The sequence below is a fragment of the Vibrio sp. YT-15 genome, from assembly GCF_033337445.1.
Lineage (GTDB): Bacteria > Pseudomonadota > Gammaproteobacteria > Enterobacterales > Vibrionaceae > Vibrio > Vibrio alginolyticus.
The window spans coordinates 255,848-282,544 of record NZ_JAWOQR010000006.1 but is presented as its reverse complement, the minus strand read 5'-3'; the positions used below and the strand labels follow the sequence as shown (position 1 = coordinate 282,544).

Sequence of the window (26,697 nt, the reverse complement as noted above, 5' to 3'; positions counted from 1 at the left end):
GAAGTTCTCAGAAGCAGGTAAACTCAAAAAGCACCTGTCGATAGCGTTTCTTTTGGTTATTTATGTGGGCGTGTTAGCGTATTTATCTCGTTATATCGTGTAGCACAAAGCTAAAAAAGGCGCCAGTGTGACGCCTTAGGTGTAGCGAGGCTTATCGACGACTTAAATTACATATCGTCGTAGGCTTCTATTTCTGATCCCTCAATAACGTAAGCCGTTTCTGCCAGCTCGTGGTTTATCGTCTCGGTTTTCAACGTTCCAACCACATATATAACATCCCACAACTCTTGAACAGGCGCGCCTTTCGGAAACTTCACGTAAATGATCTGGTTTGGAGGCGGTGGTGGCACGTGAATACAAGCTCCAAAGTATGGCACTAATAAAAACTCGGTGACGGTATCGGCATCACCTTCAAGTGGAATAACAAACCCTGGAATTTTAACTTGGCTTCCGTTCAGTTCTGGTCGAACATTACCAATCTTGGACTGCTGCGCTGCGCCACCACTGTGATCAGATGCAGGCATGCCTATACTGTCGAACAATTTACGCTCTTTTTCTGGAACAAGGTCAATCCAGTCAAGCTTCAATGGTTCTTCGCTGGCCATAACAGGCGCTGTGAATGCGACGACCAGCAAGCAACTTGCGAGTATTTTTTTCCACATTTTATTAAATCCTTATTGTCATTCCGTCACTCAGTGACTGTCGGTAGGCGCGGAGTGCGGGAATGAAACCAATCACAATACCAGCGCATTGTACGAAACCTAATAACATCCACTCATAAGTAGATAAGATGCTTAAGGTGAGATGTATTCCATAGTGTTGTTGGATGATCGGCTGCGCGATAGCAAGAATGGCATACAGCCCAGTAACGCCAGTAATAATACCAGCAGCAGTAAGCAAGCTAGCTTCACTAATTAAGAGTGAGAAAACATGACGAGGCCTTGCTCCCATGGCACGCAAAATCGCCATTTCACGGCGGCGTTCCTGTAGGCTAGTTAATAGACTGCTTAACATACCTAACAACCCTGCTATCACGACAAAACCAGATACTGCCATTAGGGCTTGCTCTGCAACCGACATCATTCCCCATAACTCATGCAACGCAACGCCGGGCATAATGGCGCTGAGCGGCTCTTTGGGGTAGGTGTTAATTTGTCTTTGCAGGGCGAAAGTTTGAATACGAGATTTCAAACCAACGAGCATAGCGGTAATTTGTTTGGGCTGAAAGTCTCTGTTTTTGAGATCTTGTGCCTTGGGTGTCGGACCCAAACGCGCACCACTTTCCCATCCGACGTGAATGGCTTCGATTGCTTCTAGTGATACATGGACGGTTTTGTCGACTGGTGTTCCTGTAGGTGCAAGGATACCGACAACTTTAAATGGCAGATTGTCATGACGGCTAAAGCCAACGTCGCTAATGCCGTGGGCAATGATGATTTCGCTACCGATATCATAACCAAGTTGTTTAGCGACATCAGAACCTAGCACGGTTTCAAATAAACCATTGAATTCTCTACCCTTGCTGAATGTTAGTGGTTGCTTACTTCCAAACTTGTAATGCTCAAAGTAACTGTGATTGGTTCCCATAACTCGGAAGCCTTTATGCGAGTCGCCAAGCGAGATTGGAATAGCCCAATCGACTGAACGATGATTGGCAAACTCTTGGTAGCTTTTCCAATCGATGTTGTTGGTCGCATTACCAATACGAAAGACAGAATAGAGCAATAGGTTCACTTGCCCAGAACGTCCACCAATAATGAGGTCAGTGCCTGAAATTGTATTGGCGAAGCTATCCTTAGCTTGAGTTCGGATACGCTCGACGCCCAAGAGGAGTACCACTGAAATCGCAACGGTCATGATGGTTAGAATTGCCGTCGCTTTGCGGTTCATCAAGCTTTTCCAGGCGAGCTTTACAACAGCACTCATGATATGGCTCCTAGGCTAGATACTTGATTAATGTCGGGTAGATTAAGCGTGCGATCGAATAAGGGTTCGAGTGTTGGGTCGTGGCTAACGAATACCAGTGTGGCATTGGCTTGATTCGCTTGCTCCATAAGGAGCTCAATAAATGCTTTACGATTGTCATAGTCTAAAGCTGAGGTTGGTTCGTCAGCGATCACTAACTCTGGATGTCCTATCAGAGCTCGAGCCGCAGCCACACGTTGTTGTTGACCAATACTCAATTCAGAGACAGGGCGTGTATGAAGCTCGTTTGGCAAGTGTAGTCGTTCTAGTAGGGCCTGAGCCTGTTCATTTAATGTTTGAGATGAGGCACCTAAATGGGCACGGTCACGTCGTATTTTACTGAACTGACATGGCAATAATACGTTTTCAAGTACGTTAAGGTACGGCAATAAATTGAACTGTTGAAAGATGTAGCCAATATGATTGGCGCGAAAGCGGTCTCTCTGACTGGCACTTAAACTAGCAAGATCAGTATCGAGTACAGATAGAGAGCCTGAAGTTAATGTGTTAATCCCCGTCAACAAAGCGAGCAAGGTCGATTTACCGCAGCCACTTGGACCTTTGATAAACACATGCTCGCCTTGTGTAATGTGTAATTTGGGGATGTGGATGGTTGCGTTGGTTGAACCGGGCCAGAAAAATTGGGCATCCTCTAGCTCGACAACATTTGGTGTGGTTTCAGTCATATTAAATCACCAAAGCTGTGGCGTGTAAGTGGGTACTTACACGCCACTCGTGTTATTTGATTACGATTTGGGTGTTATCTTTGCTTAATTTAATTGCTGATTGCATGGTATCAGTGAATATATTGACGCTGATGGACTCTGTAGTTGGGAATTGGTTAAACCAATCGGTTTGGATTTGGCTAAGTTGATTAACTTGTTCGCAATTGAAGCGATATTGCACCGAAAATTCACCGTGACCGCCATGATCGTGCGCCTCATCATGATCGTCATGGTGGTCATGTTTATCATGATGTTCATTATGATCATGGTGTTCGTGCCCTTCATGATCGTGATGTGCATGGTCATCATGGTCGTGCTCACTATGATCATGTTCCTCATGAGTTTCGCTTAGGTTGTGGCTCACGTAAGCTTCTTCAACATTACAATCAGCTTGTGAGTTAATAGCGAACAATGCGTTGCTGTCTTCGAGTGCAGCGACGGCTTGTTTAAGCGCTTGCTCTTGTTGCGCGTTTTCTGGAGCATGTTCGAAACCCACAACATCAGCTCCAGGAGCTGTAATCTCTACTAACAGATCTTTGCCATCTTGGGCGATATTAAACTCGACGTGACCATGCACATGAGCACCATGCTGGCGGTATTCGTTTGCATTCGCTGCTGTCGATAAAGTGAGGCCAATAGCAAGGGCTAAAACGTGTTTTGATGACATTGTATTTTTCCTAATTTTACTGGCATTAACCAAAGGCGGTATTGCTCAGATTCGAGTTTCACTAAGTTATTGTTCCCTGACACACTAGGTGCGGAAATGAACTCAATAATTTTGAGTGTGGAATAGTTTGGAAATTAAGCAAAATAAGGAGGGGCACGAGCAGCGCCAAGAACTTCTTCGCCGTACACGAGATGCAAAAAAACATGATGATGCTGGGCGCGCGTAAAAGTCGGTGTAGAGAGGGTAGGTTGTACCTTTGCTATACCGTGCTGAACACCAGAAAATAATTGGCAATGATGATGGGTATGATGGTCGGGCGTCAGATCGACTTGATGAAGTACAACCGCAAAGTTCCAAGCGATCAGCAACGCAACACTGAAAAATAAAGCAGTGCGATACCAATATCTTAGTATTTTTTGCTGGTGGTGGTACATCTGAGCTCCTCTTACCGACTGTTATAATATAACACCCATAATGAATAAAAGTTCACTCTTTTGTTGGCTAGCAGAAAAATTTAACTCAACACATACGTGCCGAAAAATATTGGTAATACTCTCTGATGGAAGTGTCGCACTTATAAAGAGCAGAGTTGTCACTGCCCATGCTTCTAATCAAATTCATATAGCTCCTTACAACAAGAACAAGGAGCCATTCAATGAAGCTAGATGTTCTGTTTAATAAGCTCAATAACTTTTGTTATCTCATCTTGCTCAAGTGCGCCCTCTTTGACGAACAGAACTTTGCCCGTTTTGTCTTGAACAATAATGGCCGAGCTTTCTTCTTTCAGGTCCCAAGTATTAGCAACTACGCCATTTTCATCAAGAACCATGGATGACCAAGGAAACTCTTTTTTGCTGTCTTGAGCTGAAGACTTCACGAACGAGCCAGTCCCCCAAATTGCATCATCTTGGTTGATGATAGTCGTCGTCTGGTAGCTTTCTTGTGGAAAATTTTCCGCTGTTATTGCTGACATTAAAGGGGCATTCATTTCTTTTGAACTGCTACGGCCTGCGATGGCTTGAATAACACGAACTTTGCCTTGCATATGTTGAGTTGCCCAGGGTTGGTATGCAACGCCTTCGCCTTGTAAAACAATCTCGCCGTAAGCGGCAACATTGACAGGAGGAACGCTTTTACCCACTGACAAGTTGTGTGCAAAGGTCAAGCTTGGCGTTAAGGCCAATAGCAGAGGTAGGAGAGTCTTAGTTTTCATATTGTTATATTCCGTACGAGGTTTGGAAGCTTCCAGTATATATCCAGATCTTAGAAATTTGTAGGACCGTTTATAACATTTATTTAACGTATGGAGTGGTGTAATCTTGCGTTATATTTAGAATTTGCTAAAATGAGTTCCGTCGCAAATTGCGCATTAAGATTGCAGAGGAAAAATAAGCAATCCGTGTTTTCTCAAAGGAATTGAGGTGAGTTATGCTACGTGAGTTTGCTGTATATCGACCATTACAAGTGGCCCGTTTTGTTAAAACGTTGTTCAAAGGTCAGTTTTTTATTGTTGGGGTTGGCTGTTTTCAGTTCGACAATGGCAAAGTGTTACTACCTGACGTCAACGATCATAAAAGGCTCACCATCTTTAAAGAAGTCAACCAAGTGATAGCATCATTATCGGCTTAGTTAGCTTGATACCCACTTAGATTTAGAAAAGAGCGACCATATCGGTCGCTCTTTTTGTTGCTGGTTAGGTTTATCCTTGGAGGCTTGGTGGGAAGCAAACTCCCGTTCCTCCGATGCCACAGTAACCATCAGGGTTTTTCGCCAAATATTGCTGGTGGTAGGTTTCCGCAAAGTAATAAGGACCTGCTGGTTGTATTTCGGTGGTGATGTTCGCGCGCTGCTCTTCTTGCAGTGCTTGCTGATACAAGAGTTTCGATTTCTCTGCGCTCTCGAGTTGCTCCGTCGAATAAGTGTAAATTGCAGAACGATATTGAGTACCTAAGTCGTTACCTTGACGCATTCCCTGAGTTGGGTCGTGTTTTTCCCAAAAAACAGCCAGTAGCTTTTCTAATGAGATGACGCGTTCATCGAAAACGACTCGTACGACTTCTGTATGACCCGTTTTACCCGTACAGACTTCTTCATAGGTGGGATTGGGTGTGTACCCCCCAGCGTAACCGACCGAAGTAGATACAACGCCGTCGAGTTGCCAAAATACGCGCTCAGCGCCCCAAAAACAGCCCATTCCGAGCAAAATCTGCTGTTGGTGTGACGCCAGAGGCGCCTTTAGGTTAGATTTATTTACAAAATGATGATCGTCAATCTGCATTGGTTGATCTCTACCTGGCAAGGCATCTTCTATACTGATCAATGTTTGTTTGTTGAGCATGGTATTTGTCCTTCAATACGTGTCTTAAATTTGCGAACTTTTTCATTTCGTCTGTATCTGATGCTGTGATGACATAGACCGCGTTAAACCTATTAATATTACAGACTTAGAACCTAATTGGCGTTATCATTATTTACGTTTACTTAACCTCATTCAGCCATAAAAGCATGATAAAAAAAGCTCTCCCCACCATTGTTGGCCTGTTAGCCTTTTCTCATGGTGCCTATGCCGATGTTTCTTTGACTTTGAAAGGCATTGATGGCGCTTTAGAAGAGAATGTCAGTGCGTATCTATCATCTATTCCAGAGAAGGATTACTCCACTTCTCTGCGTTTTCAAGCGAGATTAGATCAAAGTATCACTGAAGCGCTTAACGCGCTTGGGTATTATCATGCAAAAATTTCATACTCTATTCCTGAAGCGAATGATGAGTTAATTGTGCTCATCAAGCCGGGCTTGCCAGTGAAAGTGAAAGTCATGGATGTGGTCATCACTGGAGAGGCCAAGGACGATGAAGAATTTGCAAAACTTATTGAGCGCTCTCCGCTCAAAGTTGGTCAAGTTTTGAATCAAGGCCAATACGACACCCTTAAGTCAGGCATTCGTAACTTGGCGCTTCAGCGTGGTTACTTCAATGGTGAGTTTACGCTAAGTCGATTAGAGGTTATCCCTGATCTGAACGAAGCTAATGTCCGTTTGCACTACAGCAGTGGAATACGTTTCAATTTTGGCGACGTTTCTTTTATTGGCAACCACATCTGGGAAGACCGTGTCGCATCACTACAACCTTTTAAAGAAGGGGACCCATACAACGTTTCGAAGCTGGGCGAGTTTAACCAGAAGCTATCAAATACGGAGTGGTTTTCCTCAGTTTTTGTTGAGCCTGAATTGGATAGGCTTGATGATGGCCGAGACTTGCCAATTAAAGTGTCTTTATCTCCTGCTTCGAAGAATCAGATCGAGACGGGTATTGGTTACTCAACGGATGTCGGCGTTCGAGGAACGTTGAAGTGGAAGAAACCTTGGGTGAGCTCCCGAGGACACAGTTTCAACACTGCTTTATCCCTATCTAAGCCAGAGCAAACCGTGACTGCTTCTTACAAAATTCCTTTAGAAGATGTCGCTAACGATTATTATCAAGTTCAATATGGGCTTAAAAACCTAGACAACCGTGACACACAGAGTATCGAGTCTAACCTTGCAGTGGAACGTCATTGGTTAGCAGACGGTGGTTGGCATAATACCGTTTATGTTCGTCATTTGTACGAGAGCTTTACGCAAGGTTTACAAGATGATGAATTCAACTTCGTACTTCCAGGTGCGACATTTTCTCGGACTAGGGTTCGAGGGGGCAATATGCCAATGTGGGGAGACAAGCAAAGCATCACTATTGAGTATGGTGATACCGCTATGCTTTCTGAAACTAGAGTGCTCCGCTTAATTGGCTCGACTTCTTGGATTCGTGGTATTGGAGAGAATCATCGTGGTTTGTTCCGCTTAGAAGGTGGTGCGAATATTACCGATGAACTTGAAAAACTATCACCGTCGCTGCGTTTCTTCGCTGGTGGTGACAATAATATTCGTGGTTACGGCTATGAATCTATTTCACCTGTGGATGAGAGTGGTGCTTTGACGGGTGGTAAATACATTGTTAGCAGTACATTAGAATACCAATATCGTGTTTATGGAAACTGGTGGGCTGCAACGTTTTACGATATTGGTGATGCGTTTAATGAAACACCAGATTGGAAATCAGGCGCAGGTGTTGGTATCCGCTGGGCGTCTCCGGTGGGCCCTGTTAGTTTTGATTTTGCATGGGGGTTGGATGCAAAACCAGAACGAGAGTTTCGTATCCACTTCTCATTGGGGCCTGAGCTATGATCAAAATGATGTTTAAGTGGACCAAATGGCTGTCGCTCAGTTTGATTGGTCTATTGCTGTTGCTCATCATTATTGTCGCGACAGTTTTGTTTACCCACCCAGGCCTCAAATTTGCCTTGTGGGGAGCTGAAAAAGCATTACCACAATTGCAGATTGAAAAAGTGCAGGGTTCATTGTTTCCTCGCTTCGAACTGCATAACGTCAGTTTTGTCGATGAGTCTTTGAATATCGACGCCAAAGTCGAGCGTTTAGCTTTGGCAGTGAACTTCCGCTGTTTCTTTGACCCTAAGGTCTGTGTCGATGAGTTAAGACTGCAGGGGCTTGACTTTAAGATGCCAGAGCTACCGCCAGCAAGCGAGGAGCAAGAGGAAACACCACCACTGCGTTCTATCAGTACGCCAGTGCCAATTTTTGTTAATAAAGTCAGCTTTAATGACATCAATGTCAATGTGCTGGGCAATCAAATTGATTGGCAAATGTTCTCGACCGCTTTGTCGATGCAAGGCGATCGTTTGGTGATCGCACCAACAGCATTGAAAGACATTAATGTTGCGCTCGCACCAAGTGAAGCGGCCCCAGAAGCGGTTGTTGAAGAGCCGAAAGAAGCCGATGCTACGCCGCAAGATATTGTGTTACCCGAAGTATGGATTCCACTGACGGTGGAAGCGCGCCGTCTTGATATTCACAATTTCAAACTGGCGGGAGAAACGCCAGTGATCGTCAATCATCTTGGTTTGGTTGCAAGAGCAGGCGGTGAACGTGTTGATGTCAAAACGTTAGAGCTCGACATGCCAGAAGTGGAAGGCAAGTTGAGCACACAAGTGACGCTTTCTTCTGATTACCCTATCAAAGCGCAATTGGACGCGTTAGTAAAGCAAGCAGATGCGAAGGGACAAAAACTGTCGCTTTCGGTCTCGGGTTCGGTTGGTGATTTGTCACTAAATGCTACGCTTTCTGAGCTTGTACAAGCGGAGATCAAAGGTGATATTCAACCGCTTAAAACGCAGTTACCGTTTGATGTCGCGATTAAAAATGTACAGGCGCAATGGCCGCTATTTGGACAAAGCGATTACCAGGTTTCTGTACCAAGCTTGGCGGCAAAAGGCTCACTTGATGGCTACGAAGTCGCATTAGAAACCAAAGCTTCGGGCAAAGATATTCCCGCCGTTGATGTCGCACTAAACGGCAAAGGTACGTTAGAGCAAATTGACCTCGAAAGCCTTGTAGTGAAAACCTTAGGGGGCGAACTCTCTGGGAAAGTCATGGCCAATTGGGCCGCGCCAATCAACTGGCAAGCTGACTTAAACCTGAAGAACATTCAACCAGGATTGCAGTGGAAAGAAGCCGAAGGGGATATCAGCGGTAATCTTTCGACTTCGGGGTCGTTAACAGAACAAGGCGGTTGGCAAGTCAGTTTGCCTAAGTTAGACATTGACGGCATTTTGCGAGGTTATCCGCTGAATGTTGAAGGGCAACTTGAAGCGTCAGATAAGAACGGCAAAGGCGAAGACATCCAACTTACCACTCAGGGTTTAGCGCTTTCTCATGGCCCGAACCAACTGAGTGCAAAGGGTAAGATCGATAAGCAAATTCTGATGGATGTTGAGGTTAACTTCCCTGATTTTGCAAAAAGTGTTCCCGATCTTGCAGGTAAAATGCAAGGTAAAGTAGCACTACGTGGTAGCTTGAAAGAACCAGACATCAATCTTGATCTCGCTTTAAATCAGATAAACTGGCAGCAACAGGCGAACGTAGAAACGATCACCTTAAAGGGCGATGTGAAGCCTCTGCCAGCACCAAAAGCGAATATAAGCCTTATTGCGAACAACATTACCTATGACGACATAAAAGTTGATAGTGCTGACCTTGAAGTCTCTGGGGATGAAAAACTGCATCAACTTACGCTCGATGTAGTGTCTGACCTGGTGTCGACCAGTTTAGAAATTGAAGGGACATTCCAGCAGAAACCAGAAATGATTTGGGATGGGGCGCTGCGCCGCTTGACGCTGAGCTCGCAACAAGGCCCGTGGGCGTTGCAAAAATCGACCGCGGTGAAGGTCAATATCGACAAACAGATCGCGAACGTTCAAGCGCATTGTTGGTTGCAAGCGGAGTCGAGCGTATGTCTAACCGAAGACATTAGTGTCGGTAAGAGTGGCCAGGCGAAGTTAGCCATCAATGATTTTGATTTTGACCAAATCAAACAATTCCTGCCGCCAGAAACCAAGCTGCAAGGCTCGGTTAATGCACAGGCTTTTGCTAAATGGGCACCAGAGAAAAAGCCTGAAGTAACCTTAAGTGTCAATATGCCAAAAGGCCAAGTTGAACAAGCGCTTGAACAGCCAATTAAAGTCGGTTGGGAAAGCTTCAACTTTAAAGCAGCATTAGCGAAAGACAAGCTTGATGCCGAGTGGCTATTTGATGTGAAAGATAACGGCGACTTGTCTGGTAAGGTTTCTTTACTGAATGTCTCGACTGAAAAGCCCACTATTGATGGTAAGGTTTCACTCTCTACGTTCCACTTGGATTTCTTGGCACCGTTGATTGGTGAGTACAGCTTGTTTAAAGCAAACATGAATACTGACCTAGCGATATCAGGTGACGTCATGCATCCGAAGGTGAACGGTCAGTTCTTGATTGACCAGATGAAGCTACAGGGTGAAGTCACACCGATAGATATAAACTCAGGGCAGGTCGTCATCAACTTTAAAGGCCATCAAGCGGACTTGGATGCCGGAATTTTAACCCCGGATGGTGAGTTGAACGTTACCGGTGATGCCGACTGGCAGGACTTACAGAACTGGCGCACTAAAGCGCGTGTATTTGCTAAAGAGCTCAATGTTGATTTGCCTCCAATGGTAAAAATCAAAGTGGAGCCTGACATGACAATAGATGTGACCCCTCAGCTTGCGAAAATTGAGGGTGATATTAATTTGCCATGGGGCAGAATTGTCGTCGAAGAGCTTCCACCAAGTGCGGTAGGTGTATCGAGTGATACCGTTATTCTCGATAAAAACTTGCAGCCAGTGGACGATGTGGCTGCGATGCCGTTTGATGTGGAAACGAACATCAACATTAAAATTGGTGATGACTTCCAACTTGCCGCTTTTGGTTTAAAAGGTGGGTTGAAAGGGAACCTAAACGTGACACAAAAAGACAAAGGTCCTTTCATCGTTGGTGAAGTGAATGTTGTCGACGGTTCTTATCGTTCGTTTGGTCAGGACTTATTGATTAAAGAAGGTAAGATTCTGATGAATGGTCCACCAGATCAACCTTACTTGTCTATCAAAGCGATTCGTAATCCAGACAATACCCAAGATGATGTCATTGCAGGGGTACAAGTGTCGGGCCCAGCATCTGATCCGAGTATAGAAATTTTCTCAGAGCCCGCGATGAACCAAGCCAATGCACTTTCTTATCTACTTCGTGGTCAAGATATTGATGGTGAAGCCGGTGGTAATGCAATGACGACTACCTTAATTGGTTTAAGCTTGGCGAAGAGTGGTCGTGTGGTTGGTGAAATCGGTGAAGCCTTTGGCGTACAGGATTTACAGCTGGACACTGCTGGGTCGGGCGATGATTCGCAAGTGACGGTGAGTGGTTATATTCTGCCAGGTTTGCAGGTGAAATATGGTGTCGGCATCTTTAACTCCCTAGGTGAGTTCACTGTGCGTTACCGATTGATGCAAGACTTGTATTTAGAAGCAGTATCTGGTGTAGATAGCGCCGTTGACCTACTCTATCAGTTTGAGTTCGATTAAAGTGCTTTAACCTAAGCATACACAGTCATGACTAAGGAGTGGTTATGCAGCATTTGATTTTTGTCTACGGCACGTTACGCAAGGGAGAGTACAACCATCAGTATTTGCGCTCGGCGCAGTTTCTTGGTTTACATGAAACGGATGCTCAATTTGCAATGTATGACTTAGGCCCTTATCCAGCGTTGTCTGTTGGGCAACGCTCGATTCAAGGTGAGGTGTACCTGATTGACAGTGAAACCTTATCTGAGCTAGATAGGTTAGAAGATGTGCCAGTGGAATATCGCCGAGAGAGCATCGTCACGCCGTTTGGCCAAGCTTGGATCTACTTATATCAAGATACTGAGCAATTAACCGAAGAAATCGCTTCCGGAGATTGGTGTCAAAAGGTGTGAGCTATACTGACATTATCAATAGCAACGAGCTAAACACTAAGGAGTCACGATGAAAGCATTCGTAATTGGAGTAATGGCGTTGCTTCTTGCTGCATGCGCACAAACAACACTACCGACTTCGAATAATGTGACCGATTGGCAAGTGTTTGGTAAGCAGTCAGCTTTAGATGGATTACGGGAGTTATCTGAGGAGCGAATTGCGAAGCTGGATGATGTTAACCATGCGACGCCAGAACTGATAATGGCTTATCAAGCGGGTTACCAGCAAGGTAAACAAGAGTATTGCGAGCAAAGTGCTTATATGCTCGGTGTTATCGGGCGGCCGTATTTTGGCATTTGTGATGATGTTGACCCCTTCTTTCAACATGACTACGACGCTGGACGAATGTCTTCAGCAGGCGCACCTATCTAGTTGACACAGGTAAGATGAAAGCAAAAGAGCTGCCCTAGAGCAGCTCTTTTTAATTTTGTATCAGCAGTGATGCTTATTTTTTCTGAGCTCGCTCGTAAGATTCTAGGATCTCAGCTTTAGCGGCAGCAACATCTGCCCAACCATCCACTTTCACCCATTTGCCTGCTTCAAGCTCTTTGTAACGCTCAAAGAATTGCGTGATCTGCGCTTTCAGTAGTTCTGGGATATCGTCCACATCTTGGATGTGCTCGTACTCTTTCGAGATTTTTGAGTGGGGAACCGCAAACACTTTTGCATCTTCACCCGATTCATCTGTCATCTTCAAAACGCCAACAGGACGGCAGCGAATGACTGAACCTGGCATGAGTGGGTATGGTGTTGGTACCAATACGTCGACTGGGTCGCCATCAAGAGACAGGGTATTGTTCACGTAGCCATAGTTGCATGGGTAGAACATTGGTGCAGACATGAAACGGTCGACAAATACAGCACCAGAGTCTTTATCTACTTCGTACTTGATTGGATCTGCATTTGCAGGAATTTCGATAACGACATAGATATCTTCAGGCAGCGACTTGCCTGCTGGTACATGGTTTAAGCTCATTAGAATATTCCTTTTCATTAACGATGAGTCACACAAAAGCGGCTTCATCTGATGATAAATTCGCGTTTCACTTTAGCGACAAAAACGCGGCAGGTAAACACCTGCCGCGTTGGACAAAGGTCTGAAATTATTCTTCGTCGCGGTGCAGTTCAAGGAACTCTTCAACTTTGCGAACCATGTTCTTCGAACCCACAAAGAAAGGTACACGCTGGTGCAACTCAGTAGGCTTGATGTCCATAATGCGATTCACACCGTCCGATGCAATGCCGCCAGCTTGCTCAATGAGGAATGCCATAGGGTTACATTCGTAAAGCAGGCGTAGCTTGCCTTGCGGGTGGCTTTGTGTGCTTGGGTAAAGGTAGATACCGCCTTTCAGTAGGTTGCGGTGGAAATCAGCAACCAGCGAGCCAATGTAGCGAGAAGTGTATGGGCGACCGTCTTCTGGCACGTTTTCTTGGCAGTACTTGATGTACTTCTTCACCCCTTGAGGGAAACGAATGTAATTACCTTCGTTGATGGAGTAGATCTTACCATCATCAGGAATCATCATGTTTTCATGAGAAAGACAGAAGCTGCCGATAGATGGGTCGTAAGTAAAGCCGTTTACACCGTTACCAGTTGTGTATACCAACATGGTGGAGGAGCCGTAAATTACGTAGCCCGCAGCCACTTGTTTGTGACCAGGTTGTAGGAAGTCTTCTTCAGTTGGTGGAGTACCGATTGGAGAAACACGACGGTAAATCGAGAAGATAGTACCAACAGAGACGTTCACATCGATGTTAGAAGAACCATCAAGTGGGTCCATCAGTACTACATATTTGGCGTTTTGGTTGAGTTCTTTATTGAACGCAACTGCTTCGTCTTCTTCTTCACTGGCAACGCCACACACTTGATCACGAGCTTCAAGCGCGGCTTTGAACTTATCGTTCGCGTAAACATCGAGCTTTTGCTGATCTTCACCTTGGACATTTTCCGTGCCTACAGCACCAGTGATATCACCGAGACCCGCTGCGTTGATTTCGCGGTTAACGATTTTTGCAGCTAAACGAATGGAGGCTAAAAGGGATGATAGATCACCGCTAGCGTGGGGGAAATCCGCTTGTTTTTCGACAATGAACTCGCCTAGGGTGCGCAGTCCTGACATGGTTAATCCTTACATTTTCATTTCATTGGGGGTAGTGCGCAAGTGAGCATCTCTTTATGGATGTTAAACGATTGCGCTGGATGTAAGTTTAAGTCGCAGATCTTTTTAATGGTAATGAAGTAACTGTTTGAGATCTCAATTTATTTGTAGACTTATTTGAGGGATTCATCAGTAAGCAAGAGGTTGTACAGTCTGTGTTCAACCTTGTCATATTTGTGAAAGGGACTGCAAGAAGAAGGCTAAAGTCACTCGCTTTTCAGGCGGTAATCGCGATAATGAAAGCATTAAAAAACGCATTACAAGGTTTAGTTTATGCACATTCATATCTTGGGTATCTGTGGCACATTTATGGGCGGCGCAGCGATTCTAGCGCGCCAATTAGGACATAAAGTCACTGGTTCTGATGCCAACGTTTATCCGCCAATGAGCACACTGCTTGAGTCTCAAGGTATTGAAATTATTGAAGGCTTTGACCCGTCTCAACTCGACCCTCAACCAGATCTTGTGGTGATTGGTAATGCGATGAGCCGTGGTAACCCTTGTGTCGAGCATGTGCTCAACACTAACATGCGTTACACCTCTGGCCCGCAGTGGCTCAACGAGTTTTTGCTGCATGATCGTTGGGTATTGGCGGTATCGGGTACACATGGGAAAACGACCACGTCGAGCATGCTTGCTTGGATACTTGAAGATTGTGGTTATCAACCGGGTTTCTTAGTCGGTGGGGTACTCGGTAACTTCGGAGTGTCTGCTCGTTTGGGTGAAAGTATGTTTTTTGTCGTTGAAGCGGACGAATATGACAGTGCTTTTTTCGATAAGCGTTCTAAGTTTGTGCATTACCATCCTCGCACTTTAATCATGAACAATCTTGAGTTTGATCATGCTGACATCTTCGATGATCTAGAAGCGATCAAGCGCCAATTCCATCATTTAGTGCGAACTGTACCGGGCAATGGGTTGATCTTAGCGCCGAGGCAGGATCAAGCGTTAGCGGATGTATTAGAGCGTGGCTGCTGGACTGAAAAACAGTTCTCAGGTGAGGATGGTGACTGGCAAGCGCACAAATTAGTGCTTGATGGCTCAAAATTTGACGTTGCGTTGCAAGGCGAGAAGGTTGGTACCGTCGAATGGAATTTGGTGGGTGACCACAATGTGGATAATGCGCTGATGGCAATCGCTGCTGCACGACATGTTGGAGTCACTCCGGATCTTGCTTGCCAGGCATTAGGGCGTTTCATCAATACCAAGCGCCGTTTAGAGCTGAAAGGTGAAGAACAAGGTGTGACGGTTTACGATGATTTTGCGCATCACCCAACGGCAATTGAACTTACTGTCGGTGGTTTGCGTAACAAGGTAGGTGAAAAACGCATCCTTGCTGTGTTAGAGCCGCGTTCTGCCACCATGAAGCGTGGCGTACACAAAAACACACTTGCAGAGTCACTACACAGTGCAGATGAAGTCTTCTTGTTCCAGCCAGATAATATCGAGTGGTCTGTGCAAGACATTGCCGACCAATGCACACAGCCAGCGTTTGTCGATGCGGATATAGATAACTTTGTAGCCAAGATCGTCGAACGTGCGCGACTAGGTGACCAAATTCTAGTCATGAGCAACGGTGGCTTTGGTGGTATTCACGGAAAACTTCTTGAGCAGTTAAAACAAAAAGCCTGATTGATATGCAAAACAAAACACAACCCTCTCATAAAAAAGCCATCACGTTGGCATTAACGGGTGCTTCTGGTGCTCCCTACGGCCTTCGTCTTTTAGAATGCTTGGTTGCGGCGGATTATCATGTCTACGTTCTGATTTCTTCGGCGGCTCGTGTTGTGATGGCAACCGAGCATAATCTTAAGTTGCCAAGTGGCCCAGAAGCGGCGCAGCAAGCATTGGTAGAGCACCTGAACTGCAATCCAAATAACATCACCGTTTGCGGTAAAGACGATTGGTTCTCGCCGGTTGCGTCTGGTTCTGCTGCACCTAAGCAAATGGTGGTTTGCCCATGCTCTGCGGGAAGCGTTGCGGCCATAGCACACGGTATGTCGGACAACTTGATCGAACGGGCCGCTGATGTAGTAATGAAAGAGCGCGGGCAGCTGTTGCTCGTGGTTCGCGAAACGCCATTTTCAACGCTACATCTGGAGAACATGCACAAGCTATCGCAAATGGGCGTCACCATCATGCCAGCGGCTCCGGGTTTCTACCATCAGCCAAAGAGCATTGAAGACTTAGTGGATTTTATGGTGGCGAGAATTCTCGACCACTTAGGTATTGAGCAAGGTTTAGTGCCTCGTTGGGGTTATGACCAGCGTTCGTGAGCTGATTGTGTAACCACTCAAATACCTTTACAATCCATCCAACTCATCGGGGAGCAAACCCATTTAGCATTGAGTCAATCAATGCATTGGGGCGCTGAGACCTAAGTGTTTAACTAGGGACCCGTATTACCTGAACCAGATAATGCTGGCGTAGGAATTGAGTCTGGATATTGGAAGTCCTTAATAGCCGCCTCAAACCCTGTGCCGCTCAACTTATTTCTCTGAAATACTCATGGAGAGCGAGCAGTGAAACCCACTCTAAATCTGATTGCCCTAGCTGCAATTACTTCAACTTCAGCGTTTGCTGCTGAAAACCCATTAACTATTTATACCTACGATTCTTTTGCCGCAGATTGGGGGCCGGGTCCTAAAATCGAGCAAGCTTTTGAAGCAAAATGTGGCTGTGACGTTAACTTCGTAGCGTTGGACGATGGTGTGTCGATTCTGAATCGTCTTCGTCTTGAAGGCGGTAATAGCAAAGCGGACATCGTATTAGGTTTGGATAACAATCTGATGGCAGAAGCGAAGAAAACCGGTCTGCTTGCCGAGCACAATGTAGATACGTCCAATACAGTGTTACCAAACGGTTGGAGTGACACGACGTTTGTACCGTACGATTACGGCTACTTCGCGTTTGTGTACAACAAAGAGAAACTGGCTAATCCGCCGAAAAGCATGAAAGAGCTGGTGGAAACGCGCGACGATCTGAAAGTGATTTACCAAGATCCGCGGACTTCAACGCCGGGCCAAGGCTTAATGCTATGGATGAAATCTATTTATGGCGACGATGTGACGCAAGCGTGGCAGAAGCTAGCGAGCAAAACCGTAACGGTCACGAAAGGTTGGTCTGAGGCGTATTCTATGTTCCTCAATGGTGAGTCCGATTTAGTGCTTTCTTACACCACTTCACCTGCGTACCACTTAATTGCGGAAAACGATTCGAAGTTTGCTACGGCGAATTTTGCTGAAGGCCACTACATGCAAGTTGAAGTAGCCGCCAAAGTGAAAGGGGCAAAAAACTCAGAACTTGCTGATCAATTTATGAGTTTCATTTTAAGTGATGAGTTCCAATCGGCGATGCCAACGGGTAACTGGATGTACCCAGTCACTGACGTTGAGTTACCTAAAGGTTTTGAAACTTTGAGTGTTCCAAGCAAGTCGTTGAGCTTTAGTGCTGATGAAGTGGCAAAAATGCGTAAGTCTTGGATTCGCGAATGGCAAAGCGCATTGACGTTTTAGCTGACGTTTCCATCCTCATCTGAATGAGATAGGTTTTACCTTTGAATTCTGTTCCAAAAATAGGTTTAGGGGTCGCGATGATCATCGCGACCTTTGTTATTTCTGCCCTAGGTGCTTTGATTGTTCAAGCCCCTTCACTTGATGTGTCTGTGGTATGGGGCGACCCGTACTATCAACATGTCACCAAGTTCAGTTTCTACCAAGCGTTTCTTTCCACATTGCTCAGTGTTGGCTTTGCCATTCCAGTAGCGCACGCACTTTCGCGTCGCCAATTTATTGGTAAATCATTACTGCTTAAGCTGTTTGCATCGACACTGGTTTTACCGGTTTTGGTTGGTGTTTTTGGGTTGTTAGCGATTTATGGCAACAGTGGTTTGTTGGCGCAGTGGTTGCAAAGTTTCGATACTAAACTGCCATTCTCTATTTACGGTTTGAACGGTATTTTACTCGCCCATGTGTTCTTTAATTTACCTTACGCGGCGCGATTGCTTCTGCAAGCCTTGGAGTCTATTCCTGCCGAGCAGCATAAGCTTTGCGCGCATCTTGGGATGAGCCATTGGGATAAGTTTCGCTGGGTAGAATGGCCGCGTTTAAGGCAGCAGCTTCCCCACGTTTGTGGGTTGGTGTTTATGTTGTGCTTTACCAGTTTTGCCACTGTAATGGCGTTGGGGGGCGGGCCAAAATCCACCACCATTGAATTGGCCATTTACCAAGCGATTAAGTTTGATTTTGATTTACAAGCTGGGGCGTTATTGGCGCTGTGGCAGATGCTGTTATGTGGACTGCTTGCTATTGGTGTGCAGAAGTTAACAAAGCCTGTTGCTATCAGTGCTGGCAGCACATCGGTACAGCAATTTTTAACGAAGGATCATGGGTGGTCAAAAGCTTGGGATAGCTTTTGGATCATAGGTGCCTTTTTACTGGTAATACCGCCGTTATTGATGGTGTTACTGAGTGGCATCAACCAACAAGTTTGGACAGTATTAACCGATGAGCGTTTTTGGTTTGCGCTATTGAACTCCCTCAAAGTCGCCTGTGTCGCTAGCGCGCTTGCGGTCGCTGCAGGGGTGTCCATACTATTGACCAGTCGCCGTTGGCGGTTGCAGTACAAAAACACGCGAGCCGATCAGATAGAGTTAATCGGCACCATTATTTTGGTGACTCCAGGTCTGGTGATTAGCACCGGTTTATTCTTACTACTGCGCGCATTTACCGATGTTTTTAGCTTGGCATTTTTTGTCGTGATTTTGGTGAACGGTTTGATGGCTTTGCCTTACGTGATCAAAACGCTAGCGCAGCCAATGCTGCACATTGAACAACAGTATCAGTATGTATGTGCCAGCTTAGGCATGCGTGGCTGGCAACGGTTTAAAGTGGTGGAGTGGCAGGCGCTACGCAAGCCGTTTGCACATGCGTTTGCGATCAGCTTTATGTTTGCAATAGGGGATTTAAGTGCCATCGCACTGTTTGGTGGACAAGAGTTTCGTACCTTACCTCTGTATTTGTTCCAGTTGCTTGGCAGTTATCAGATGGACGCAGCTGCGGTGGTATCGGTGACCCTATTGTTGTTGAGTGTGGGCTGTTTTGCCTTGATTGAGAAAGTATTGAAAACGAAGGAGAGAGCGTAATGTTAGTGTTGGATGATGTGCAGTACACCTACCAACGTGAACTGTTTCGTTTTGACTTAACGATTGAGCAAGGACAGATTGTATCGCTGATGGGACCAAGTGGGGCAGGGAAGTCAACCTTGCTGGCGTTGGTGGCAGGATTCATCCATCCTGACCGTGGTGATATTTGTGTTGATGGTGAGTCCATTGTGCGTAAAGAGCCTTATCTGCGTCCGTTCTCTATGTTGTTCCAAGAGCACAATTTGTTTGCTCACTTATCGGTGCGTGACAACATCGGTTTGGGCTTACACCCAGGGCTAAAGCTTACGGTGGACCAAAATCGTCAGATTGAACAAGCCGCGCAGCAAGTTGGTGTTGCAGAGTACCTCGACCGTTTGCCAGAGCATCTTTCTGGTGGCCAGCGTCAACGTGTTGCCTTAGCGCGTTGTTTTGTTCAGCCTCATCCCATGTGGCTATTGGATGAGCCGTTCTCGGCGCTTGATCCGGTGTTGCGTGAAGAGATGCTGAGCTTGGTAAAAAAACTCGCAGCAGAGCGGGGAATAACTGTATTGATGGTCACGCACCATTTAAACGATGCCAAAGCGATTGCCAGCCACTTTGTGTTTGTGGCAGATGGTAAAGTGGAAGCCGCGGGTGATATGTCTGCATTGAGTGAACAGCATGCTAGTGAGAAGCTTGCGGCATTTATCCGAGCAGCATGCTAGTGCCTGATAGTTGCTAGGTTATGCTTCTCCGCAACACAAACCATGCCTAGGGCCAAATTCAAATTGAGATCTTAAGCTCATGATATGGTCAATCATTGCTTGTACGCGCCGTGGGCGGTTTGCTCCAGGACGATAGACTAGATAAATAGGCATTGGTACCGTGTGCCATTGCGGCAACACTCTGACTAAGGTGCCACTTTCTAGCTCTTGCGTCATGTTTTGCACAGGTAAGTTAGCGATGCCTAGTCCTTTAAGTGCGCCTTTCAATATTGCTTCTACAGTTGTACTTGAGAAGTTACTGGTTATTGAAACATTGACGGTATTATCGTGTGAGATCAGCGTCCAAGGCCCTATTTCTGAAACATATTGATACCTCAAACAGTTGTGTTTTGTCAGGTCTTCTGGCGTTTCAGGTACGCCGAACTCAGCTAAATACTCAGGGCTAGCAGCCAGAACTCGAGTGGTATAGCCTAATTTTTTTGCGATCAATCGATCATCAACTATCTGACCGACTCGAATTGCCATATCAAAGCCGTGTGAAAAGAGATCAACAAAATCGTTCGATGCTTCTAACGCAATTTGTACTTTTGGCCATTGTTTTAAAAATGGCAAAAAGATGTGTTCCGCCATATACGCATCCAACGCTGGTGGCGCGGAAATACGCAGCCGGCCTTGGATCTGTTGTTCCATCTCCTGTACGTCATGGCCAATTGAGTGGAATTCCTCAACTAAGCTTGCAGCACGCTCTAAAACCATTTGGCCAGCTTCGGTGATCACTAACTTTCGGGTTGTGCGCTCTAGGAGTTTGGCTTCAAAGTGTTGTTCGAGTTTGGTTATGGCTTTACTAACAGTAGATTTTGGTAGGTTTAACTCCAGCGCGCACTTGGTTAAGCTCAGTAGTCGACAGCTTGTGACAAAGATAGAAAGCGTTCTAAAGTCAATTGTTTCTAAATTGCGAACAATCACTTTCAATTATCCATATTGTTTCAATATTAATCTGATTATAGTCTGGCACCTCATCCTTAGCCATCAAGTTATTGTCATTTGAGGTAAACACCATGTCCAACTCTGTAGACTTATTTTCTCCTATCGAACTCGGTCAATTAGCATTAGATAACCGTGCCATTATGGCGCCTTTAACGCGAGCTCGTGCTGGCGCAGACCATATTCCTAATGACCTTATGGTTGAATACTACGCTCAACGTGCGAGTGCCGGACTTATCATTGCTGAATGCACCATGGTGATGGAAGGTACGTCTGCTTTCATGGCAGAGCCGGGCATTTACAACGAAGAGCAAATCGCAGCTTGGAAAAAGGTAACGGATGCGGTTCATGAGAGAGGCGGTAAGATTGTACTGCAAATTTGGCATGCGGGACGAGCTTGTCATCCTGATCTGAATGAAGGAAAAACACCTGTAGCGGCGAGCGCATTGGCTATTCGTGATGAATTAGTCCATACCCCTTCGGGTAAGCAAGCATATACGGTACCACGAGCACTCGAAGTGGATGAGATAGCTTCCATTATTGCGGCGTTTAAACAAGGTGCAGAAAACGCCAAGAAAGCCGGCTTTGATGGGGTCGAGATACATGGCGCCAATGGTTATCTTATTGATAACTTCCTTCGTGACGGCTCAAATTTACGTACCGATGAATACGGTGGCTCGGTTGAAAATCGTGCTCGATTTTTACTTGAGATAGTGAAAGAAGTCGTTGAGGTATGGGGACCTGGAAGAGTCGGTCTGCGTACATCTCCGCTAAATGGATTTAATGACATGAAAGAGAGTGATCCGGTTGGTTTGGTGCGTTACTTAGCAGAGCAACTTAATTCTTTCGATCTTGCTTATTGGCACGTGATGCGTGCGGATCTGAAAGGCGTACAAAAAGCAGATGTTCTCAAGCCAGCACGCGAAAACTATCAAGGTCACTTAATGGCGAACGTGGGCTACAGTGCACAAGAAGCGGCAGCAGCAATTGCAGAAAACAAAGTTGATGTGGTCGCATTTGGCGTTCCCTTTATCGCAAACCCAGATTTAGTTGAGCGATTTAAGAAAAATGCACCTCTTAATGAGGCGAAACCAGAACACTTTTATTTGGGTGGAGCAGAAGGTTATACCGATTACCCAGTGATGGCATAACCCTTACTTGTTTCATATAAAAAGGACGCTAATGTTAGCGTCCTTTTTCGTTTCTGTATTTACTTAGCCTTGCGGTTTTACGACCATCACATTGATTGGAGAATATTCCACAACCTTACTCGCGACGGAGCCAAGCATTACTTTATTGATTTTAGAGCGCTTGTGACTTGGCATAATGATGAGATCAGCGCCTAAACGTTCTGCATAATCAAGAATGGTCGCGTAGGCCTTGCCTTCAGCAACATGCACTTGGTAAACCACATCTTCAGCAATATGCTCATTAGCGAAAGTTTTTAGTTGCTGCTTCACGTCTTGCTTCATTTTGGCTGCAGCATCTTTCGGAAAGTATGTGGCAACCATCGACATGTGAATACCAGGTAGTACCGTCAGAAGATGGATTTGAGCATTTGCTTGCTTTGCCTGCCAAACCGCTAGTTCAACTGCTCGGTCTGAAAAGCCTTGGTCATTTAGATCAACCGGAACAAGAATTTGTTTGTACATTCAATGTCTCTCATTAAGGCCCCTTTATCCTCGGGGCCAAATCGGTTATGCGCTCAATTGTTCCTTACGAGCACGACGTTTTTGGTTCATGGCAAGCACCAGCAAAATCATTAAGCATGGTACAAACACCCACTCTTTCATCGGACGGTCTGCATCCTGGATAACCCACTTGATTTCCCAATCAAAGTCGATACCTGCAGATTCTGCTGGACTACCAAATTCAACCATATCGACAATCATTTTGTTGTCACTTTCGGTCAGCATCAGACCCATAGATGAAATACGTGCGTCTGCTGTTGTCGCACTGTCTTCGAATGGAAGACGAACCGTTTTCTCAATGTAGTCGCCCTCAAGGTTTTCACCGGCAACACGTAACTCCAATGATTCTCCTACATTTAGTGTTTCCGTGATTTGAGCTACCTCAACGCCAGGAGAAAGAACTTTCGCTGGGTACAGCATGTCCCACCAAAAACCTGGACGGAAAAACGAAAATGTCAGTACTAATAATAGGACTGTTTCCCACCACTTGTTACGCGTGAACCACCATCCTTGAGTTGCCGCAGAGAATATCAGCATTGCAATGATCGATGAGATGACCGTGAGTGCCAAATGCCACCAAGAGTCGATCCCCATTAACAATAGCTGGGTATTGAACACAAACATGAACGGCAAAATAGCGGTTCGAATATCGTAAGTAAAACCTTGGATACCGGTACGAATTGGATCTGATTTCGCAATTGCTGCTGCTGCAAAAGCCGCAAGACCTACAGGTGGGGTATCGTCGGCCAAAATACCAAAGTAGAAAACGAACAAGTGCACCGCTATCAACGGAATAATCAAGCCATGCGCTGCGCCGAGCGTAACAATAACCGGCGCCATTAGCGTAGAGACTACGATGTAGTTCGCCGTTGTTGGCAGACCCATCCCCAGAACCAAGCTAATGATGGCGGTAAACAGCAGCATAAGAATGATGCTGCCACCAGAGATAAACTCGACGAAGTCGGTCATCACTAGGCCGATACCTGTTAGTGTAACAACACCAACAACGGTGCCCGCTGCCGCGGTTGCAACGCCGATACCAATCATATTGCGCGCACCAGAAACTAAGCTCTCGGCAAGATCGACAAAGCCATCTTTGGTTTGCTGAAGCATGTCACCTTGCTTTGACAGCAGTGCAATCAACGGACGTTGAGTAAGCAAAATGAAAATCATGAACACCGTTGCCCAGAATGCCGAAAGGCCAGGTGAGAAACGTTCGACAGTCAAACACCAAACCAATACGACGATAGGGAGTAGGTAGTGCAAGCCTGACTTAACGGTTGGGCCAGGATCAGGTACTTCTGTTAATTCTGCATCAATCTCAATTGCGCCATCTTGCACGTGATTTGCTGAGACTTTCACCAACCCAACGTACGCGATTAATAGTGCGACGGTAACAATTGGTGTCGCGGCATCGCCAAAGACGTCCTTTGTCCAACCCACTCCGTAGTAAACCAATGCGCTGATCACACACAATCCTAAGATTGTGCCAGTAAAGGACAGCAGACTTTGTACTAGTGTTGGGTTGTGGCGACGAGGAAGGCCTGTCATGCCTGCTTTACATGCTTCAAGGTGAACAATGTAAATTAAAGCAATATAAGAGATTAGCGCTGGAAGTAGGGCGGCTTTAATCACTTCAACGTAGGAGATACCGACGTATTCCACCATCAAAAATGCTGCTGCACCCATGATTGGCGGTGTTAACTGACCATTGGTTGAAGCCGCTACCTCTACCGCCCCCGCTTTTGTGCCGGGAAAGCCAACACGCTTCATCAGTGGAATGGTAAAGGTGCCAGTTGTTACTACGTTTGCGATTGAAGAACCAGAAACCAGACCAGATAAACCTGATGCAACAACGGCCGCTTTAGCTGGACCACCTTTCATATGGCCAAGCAACGAGAAGGCAACTTTAATGAAGTAAGCACCAGCACCAGCGCGTTCCAGCATTGCTCCAAACAATACAAACAAGAAGACAAAAGAGGTAGAAACACCTAGCGCAACCCCAAAAACGCCTTCTGTTGTTAGCCACAAGTGAGACATGGCCTTGTTCAAGCTTGCCCCTTTGTGCGCGATAACGTCAGGCATGTAAGGGCCTGCAAAGGTGTAAGTAAGGAAAACAGCAGCCACGACCATCAATGGTGGACCAAGAGCTCGGCGTGTTGCTTCTAAAAGGAGGATCATACCGATAACAGCAACAACGATATCAACCGTTGTCGGTGCGCCTGATCGTCCTGCTAGCTCGGTATAAAAAAGGTATATATACGCTGCTGAAAAGCTGCCAGCCAACGCGAGTATCCAATCAACAAGAGGGATATGATCGCGAGGAGAGTTCTTCATCGCTGGATAAGCAGTGAAAGCCAAAAAGATCGCGAAAGTAAGGTGGATAGATCGCGCTTCCGTGTCGTTCAGTACGCCAAAATTGAAAATAAATGGTAACGGGGATGCGTACCATAATTGAAATAGTGACCAACACAGAGGAACAAACCAAAGGATTCGTCCTTGCATTCCCGAAGGGCTACGTGCACCTGTGTCTGCCTGAGCCACCATTTCTTGCACATCTTGTGACGGAGCTTGATTCGTCGCCATGTACTTTTTCCTTATTATTGATGGTCCTGTCTGATTTTTATCGAGAACCACACTTCGCCTCTATCAGTGTAGTGAATGGAGCGAAGTTTGCTTTCGAGTATTTTGCTGCCTGAACTCAAAGTGTTGATTGTTGGATACTCTGTTAGGCGGCGTTTAAGTTTTCTTGGGTATGAGCTCGCAGTTTTCAGAAGAAAACTGGCGAATGAAGCATACAGTTAGAATGTGCTACAACCTGTATGCTCAAACAGGCAGAAAATATTCTTTCCTGCCTGTATGTAGAGTCTGAGGAAATTACTTAATTAGACCCATTTCTTTGTAGTATTTTTCTGCACCTGGGTGAAGAGGAATAGAAAGACCAGCTTTCACCATGTCTTCTTTCTTCAAGTTTGCGAATGCAGGGTGTAGACGTTTGAAGGTATCAAAGTTTTCAAACACAGCTTTTGCCACGTTGTAAGCGACATCGTCTGAAACATCAGAGGTCGTTACCATTGTTGCTGCAACACCAAAGCTGTTTACGTCTTTGTCTGTACCGCGGTACATACCAGCCGGTACTGAGCTAAAGGCGTAGTATGGGTTGTCGGCAACAATTTTATCGATTTTAGGGCCTGTTGCTGAAACTAGCTTCGCATCACATGATGTGGTTGCTTCTTTGATTGAACCGTTCGGGTGGCCGACCATGTAAATGAAGGCGTCAATTTTGTTATCACAAAGTGCCTGAGAGCGTTCAGAGCCTTTTAGCTCAGACGCCAATTTGAAGCTGTCGTTTGTCCAACCCATCGCTTCCATGACAACGCCCATCGTTGCACGGTCACCAGAGCCTGGGTTACCGATGTTTACTCGCTTACCTTTCAGGTCTTCAACGTTTTCAATACCTGAATCTGCACGCGCAATGATGTTGAAAGGTTCTGTATGAAGAGAGAACATTGCGCGTAGCTTCTTGTACGGGCCTTGTTCTTCAAACTTGCTCGTACCGTTGTAGCCGTGGTACTGCCAATCCGATTGCACGATACCAAAATCTAATTCGCCTGCACGGATAGTGTTAACGTTGTAAATTGAGCCACCAGTTGATTCTACTGAACAACGGATGTTGTGGTCTTTACGACCTTTATTTACCAACTTACAGATAGCACCACCAGTTGGGTAGTAAACACCAGTCACAGAGCCAGTACCGATGGTAATAAACTCTTGAGCGTTAACTGCGCCTGCGCCCATTACGGCTGCAGCGATAGCGCCTACTTTGAGAAGTTTGTTAAATGCCATGAATTTCCCTTCCTTATATTCATTATTTACCCGGAAATAACCATAAATCACTTCTGGAGTTTCCTATTTGGAAACGGCACCTTTTTCAATCCAATCGTTTGAAAAAGCGAGCGAATCATAACAAAAAATTGGCAGAAAATTATCCAATTGTTAAATGTTATAGTTGATAAGTCTGAATTTTGTATCAGGGGATAGGATTCAATTTGTGATTTAATTCTTTTTATAACAATTACTTAATTAACGTTTAGTGACTGAAATGAAAAAGATCAATTGCGTGATGTTAATCACAAAATAGGTGGTTAAAGAATGAGCGGAGTAAGCAAAAAATTTACATAAATTATGGGCTACAAAATGAGACTTCTTTTATAACCCACAATGAGTTAGCTGATTGAAGCTTTATAG

The 26,697-nt window shown here is 45.6% G+C and carries 24 protein-coding genes and 1 riboswitch; of the genes, 11 read left to right on the top strand and 13 right to left on the bottom strand.

Annotated elements, in window-relative coordinates:
- Positions 1-167 precede the first annotated feature (167 nt).
- The 6 genes from R7D93_RS14195 to R7D93_RS14170 form a co-directional block, all read right to left on the bottom strand.
- Positions 168-662, bottom strand: coding sequence for a DUF3299 domain-containing protein (locus R7D93_RS14195; protein ID WP_005379600.1), 495 nt, complete (start codon positions 660-662; stop codon positions 168-170).
- A 4-nt stretch (positions 663-666) separates the two neighbouring features.
- A complete protein-coding gene (locus R7D93_RS14190) occupies positions 667-1,926 on the bottom strand; it encodes an ABC transporter permease (RefSeq protein WP_005379602.1) in 1,260 nt (419 codons plus the stop codon).
- Positions 1,923-2,651 (bottom strand): ABC transporter ATP-binding protein, encoded by a 729-nt coding sequence (locus tag R7D93_RS14185; protein ID WP_042522447.1) that lies wholly within the window; start codon positions 2,649-2,651, stop codon positions 1,923-1,925. The genes R7D93_RS14190 and R7D93_RS14185 overlap by 4 nt, the downstream gene beginning before the upstream one ends.
- 52 nt (positions 2,652-2,703) lie before the next feature.
- Complete coding sequence (gene zrgA, locus R7D93_RS14180) at positions 2,704-3,357, bottom strand: zinc uptake protein ZrgA (RefSeq protein ID WP_225496752.1); 654 nt, start codon at positions 3,355-3,357, stop codon at positions 2,704-2,706.
- 134 nt (positions 3,358-3,491) lie between these two features.
- On the bottom strand, positions 3,492-3,791 hold the full coding sequence (locus tag R7D93_RS14175) for a DUF2607 family protein (RefSeq protein WP_080996158.1): 300 nt from the start codon (positions 3,789-3,791) through the stop codon (positions 3,492-3,494).
- A gap of 227 nt (positions 3,792-4,018) precedes the next feature.
- On the bottom strand, positions 4,019-4,570 hold the full coding sequence (locus R7D93_RS14170) for a YtfJ family protein (protein WP_132936730.1): 552 nt from the start codon (positions 4,568-4,570) through the stop codon (positions 4,019-4,021).
- Between the two features lie 215 nt (positions 4,571-4,785).
- On the opposite strand from R7D93_RS14170, the gene R7D93_RS14165 reads away from it, so the two are divergent.
- Complete coding sequence (locus tag R7D93_RS14165) at positions 4,786-4,986, top strand: DUF1107 domain-containing protein (protein WP_005379612.1); 201 nt, start codon at positions 4,786-4,788, stop codon at positions 4,984-4,986.
- A gap of 70 nt (positions 4,987-5,056) precedes the next feature.
- On the opposite strand, the gene msrA is transcribed toward R7D93_RS14165, so the two are convergent.
- On the bottom strand, positions 5,057-5,695 hold the full coding sequence (msrA, locus tag R7D93_RS14160; RefSeq protein WP_005379620.1) for a peptide-methionine (S)-S-oxide reductase MsrA: 639 nt from the start codon (positions 5,693-5,695) through the stop codon (positions 5,057-5,059).
- Positions 5,696-5,862: 167 nt separating this feature from the next.
- Between msrA and R7D93_RS14155 the strand changes: the two genes are divergently transcribed.
- The 4 genes from R7D93_RS14155 to R7D93_RS14140 are packed head-to-tail and all read left to right on the top strand — an operon-like array spanning position 5,863 to position 12,140.
- Entirely contained in the window at positions 5,863-7,575 is a 1,713-nt protein-coding gene (locus tag R7D93_RS14155; RefSeq protein WP_104975815.1) for an autotransporter assembly complex protein TamA, read from the top strand.
- On the top strand, positions 7,572-11,336 hold the full coding sequence (locus R7D93_RS14150; protein ID WP_225496762.1) for a translocation/assembly module TamB domain-containing protein: 3,765 nt from the start codon (positions 7,572-7,574) through the stop codon (positions 11,334-11,336). Before R7D93_RS14155 ends, R7D93_RS14150 begins: the two co-directional genes overlap by 4 nt.
- 44 nt (positions 11,337-11,380) lie before the next feature.
- Positions 11,381-11,728 carry a gamma-glutamylcyclotransferase gene (locus tag R7D93_RS14145; protein ID WP_017633453.1) on the top strand — a complete coding sequence of 116 codons (348 nt, stop codon included), beginning with the start codon at positions 11,381-11,383 and terminating at the stop codon, positions 11,726-11,728.
- A 49-nt stretch (positions 11,729-11,777) separates the two neighbouring features.
- A complete protein-coding gene (locus tag R7D93_RS14140; protein ID WP_017633454.1) occupies positions 11,778-12,140 on the top strand; it encodes a DUF2799 domain-containing protein in 363 nt (120 codons plus the stop codon).
- Between the two features lie 73 nt (positions 12,141-12,213).
- On the opposite strand, the gene ppa is transcribed toward R7D93_RS14140, so the two are convergent.
- Complete coding sequence (gene ppa, locus R7D93_RS14135) at positions 12,214-12,744, bottom strand: inorganic diphosphatase (RefSeq protein ID WP_005379635.1); 531 nt, start codon at positions 12,742-12,744, stop codon at positions 12,214-12,216.
- A gap of 127 nt (positions 12,745-12,871) precedes the next feature.
- On the bottom strand, positions 12,872-13,888 hold the full coding sequence (gene fbp, locus R7D93_RS14130; protein WP_005383114.1) for a class 1 fructose-bisphosphatase: 1,017 nt from the start codon (positions 13,886-13,888) through the stop codon (positions 12,872-12,874).
- Positions 13,889-14,200: 312 nt separating this feature from the next.
- Here fbp and mpl point away from each other — a divergent pair, with 312 nt between their 5' ends.
- The 5 genes from mpl to thiQ all read left to right on the top strand — a co-directional run bounded on the left by mpl (position 14,201) and on the right by thiQ (position 19,774).
- Positions 14,201-15,559 (top strand): UDP-N-acetylmuramate:L-alanyl-gamma-D-glutamyl-meso-diaminopimelate ligase, encoded by a 1,359-nt coding sequence (gene mpl, locus R7D93_RS14125; protein WP_225496764.1) that lies wholly within the window; start codon positions 14,201-14,203, stop codon positions 15,557-15,559.
- Positions 15,560-15,564: 5 nt separating this feature from the next.
- A complete protein-coding gene (locus R7D93_RS14120) occupies positions 15,565-16,203 on the top strand; it encodes a flavin prenyltransferase UbiX (protein ID WP_025768362.1) in 639 nt (212 codons plus the stop codon).
- Between the two features lie 37 nt (positions 16,204-16,240).
- Positions 16,241-16,377, top strand: a riboswitch (TPP riboswitch).
- Positions 16,378-16,449: 72 nt separating this feature from the next.
- Positions 16,450-17,442 carry a thiamine ABC transporter substrate binding subunit gene (gene thiB, locus R7D93_RS14115; RefSeq protein ID WP_104978741.1) on the top strand — a complete coding sequence of 331 codons (993 nt, stop codon included), beginning with the start codon at positions 16,450-16,452 and terminating at the stop codon, positions 17,440-17,442.
- A gap of 41 nt (positions 17,443-17,483) precedes the next feature.
- Entirely contained in the window at positions 17,484-19,070 is a 1,587-nt protein-coding gene (gene thiP, locus R7D93_RS14110) for a thiamine/thiamine pyrophosphate ABC transporter permease ThiP (protein WP_225496766.1), read from the top strand.
- Positions 19,070-19,774, top strand: a complete 705-nt coding sequence (thiQ, locus tag R7D93_RS14105; RefSeq protein WP_225496768.1) for a thiamine ABC transporter ATP-binding protein — start codon at positions 19,070-19,072, stop codon at positions 19,772-19,774. The genes thiP and thiQ overlap by 1 nt, the downstream gene beginning before the upstream one ends.
- A gap of 18 nt (positions 19,775-19,792) precedes the next feature.
- Here the strand turns inward: thiQ and R7D93_RS14100 are convergent, their stop codons facing one another.
- Positions 19,793-20,740: a LysR family transcriptional regulator gene (locus R7D93_RS14100; RefSeq protein WP_005379650.1), complete on the bottom strand. Its 948-nt coding sequence runs from the start codon at positions 20,738-20,740 to the stop codon at positions 19,793-19,795.
- 92 nt (positions 20,741-20,832) lie between these two features.
- Between R7D93_RS14100 and R7D93_RS14095 the strand changes: the two genes are divergently transcribed.
- Positions 20,833-21,909, top strand: coding sequence for an alkene reductase (locus R7D93_RS14095; protein ID WP_225496770.1), 1,077 nt, complete (start codon positions 20,833-20,835; stop codon positions 21,907-21,909).
- Positions 21,910-21,972: 63 nt separating this feature from the next.
- Here the strand turns inward: R7D93_RS14095 and R7D93_RS14090 are convergent, their stop codons facing one another.
- The 3 genes from R7D93_RS14090 to R7D93_RS14080 all read right to left on the bottom strand — a co-directional run bounded on the left by R7D93_RS14090 (position 21,973) and on the right by R7D93_RS14080 (position 26,295).
- Positions 21,973-22,410, bottom strand: coding sequence for a universal stress protein (locus R7D93_RS14090; RefSeq protein WP_005379654.1), 438 nt, complete (start codon positions 22,408-22,410; stop codon positions 21,973-21,975).
- 45 nt (positions 22,411-22,455) lie between these two features.
- Positions 22,456-25,035 (bottom strand): TRAP transporter permease, encoded by a 2,580-nt coding sequence (locus R7D93_RS14085; protein WP_005383099.1) that lies wholly within the window; start codon positions 25,033-25,035, stop codon positions 22,456-22,458.
- 291 nt (positions 25,036-25,326) lie between these two features.
- Positions 25,327-26,295, bottom strand: coding sequence for a TAXI family TRAP transporter solute-binding subunit (locus tag R7D93_RS14080; RefSeq protein ID WP_005379657.1), 969 nt, complete (start codon positions 26,293-26,295; stop codon positions 25,327-25,329).
- Positions 26,296-26,697 lie beyond the last annotated feature (402 nt).

Coding starts and splice junctions, on each gene's coding strand:
- mpl (WP_225496764.1), top strand. CDS start 14,201: ATGCACATTCATATCTTGGGTATCTGTGGCACATTTATGGGCGGCGCA.
- ppa (WP_005379635.1), bottom strand. CDS start 12,744: ATGAGCTTAAACCATGTACCAGCAGGCAAGTCGCTGCCTGAAGATATC.
- R7D93_RS14150 (WP_225496762.1), top strand. CDS start 7,572: ATGATCAAAATGATGTTTAAGTGGACCAAATGGCTGTCGCTCAGTTTG.
- R7D93_RS14175 (WP_080996158.1), bottom strand. CDS start 3,791: ATGTACCACCACCAGCAAAAAATACTAAGATATTGGTATCGCACTGCT.
- R7D93_RS14195 (WP_005379600.1), bottom strand. CDS start 662: ATGTGGAAAAAAATACTCGCAAGTTGCTTGCTGGTCGTCGCATTCACA.
- R7D93_RS14185 (WP_042522447.1), bottom strand. CDS start 2,651: ATGACTGAAACCACACCAAATGTTGTCGAGCTAGAGGATGCCCAATTT.
- fbp (WP_005383114.1), bottom strand. CDS start 13,888: ATGTCAGGACTGCGCACCCTAGGCGAGTTCATTGTCGAAAAACAAGCG.
- R7D93_RS14120 (WP_025768362.1), top strand. CDS start 15,565: ATGCAAAACAAAACACAACCCTCTCATAAAAAAGCCATCACGTTGGCA.
- R7D93_RS14095 (WP_225496770.1), top strand. CDS start 20,833: ATGTCCAACTCTGTAGACTTATTTTCTCCTATCGAACTCGGTCAATTA.
- R7D93_RS14155 (WP_104975815.1), top strand. CDS start 5,863: ATGATAAAAAAAGCTCTCCCCACCATTGTTGGCCTGTTAGCCTTTTCT.
- R7D93_RS14145 (WP_017633453.1), top strand. CDS start 11,381: ATGCAGCATTTGATTTTTGTCTACGGCACGTTACGCAAGGGAGAGTAC.
- R7D93_RS14140 (WP_017633454.1), top strand. CDS start 11,778: ATGAAAGCATTCGTAATTGGAGTAATGGCGTTGCTTCTTGCTGCATGC.
- zrgA (WP_225496752.1), bottom strand. CDS start 3,357: ATGTCATCAAAACACGTTTTAGCCCTTGCTATTGGCCTCACTTTATCG.
- R7D93_RS14165 (WP_005379612.1), top strand. CDS start 4,786: ATGCTACGTGAGTTTGCTGTATATCGACCATTACAAGTGGCCCGTTTT.
- R7D93_RS14170 (WP_132936730.1), bottom strand. CDS start 4,570: ATGAAAACTAAGACTCTCCTACCTCTGCTATTGGCCTTAACGCCAAGC.
- msrA (WP_005379620.1), bottom strand. CDS start 5,695: ATGCTCAACAAACAAACATTGATCAGTATAGAAGATGCCTTGCCAGGT.
- thiQ (WP_225496768.1), top strand. CDS start 19,070: ATGTTAGTGTTGGATGATGTGCAGTACACCTACCAACGTGAACTGTTT.
- R7D93_RS14190 (WP_005379602.1), bottom strand. CDS start 1,926: ATGAGTGCTGTTGTAAAGCTCGCCTGGAAAAGCTTGATGAACCGCAAA.
- R7D93_RS14080 (WP_005379657.1), bottom strand. CDS start 26,295: ATGGCATTTAACAAACTTCTCAAAGTAGGCGCTATCGCTGCAGCCGTA.
- R7D93_RS14085 (WP_005383099.1), bottom strand. CDS start 25,035: ATGGCGACGAATCAAGCTCCGTCACAAGATGTGCAAGAAATGGTGGCT.
- R7D93_RS14090 (WP_005379654.1), bottom strand. CDS start 22,410: ATGTACAAACAAATTCTTGTTCCGGTTGATCTAAATGACCAAGGCTTT.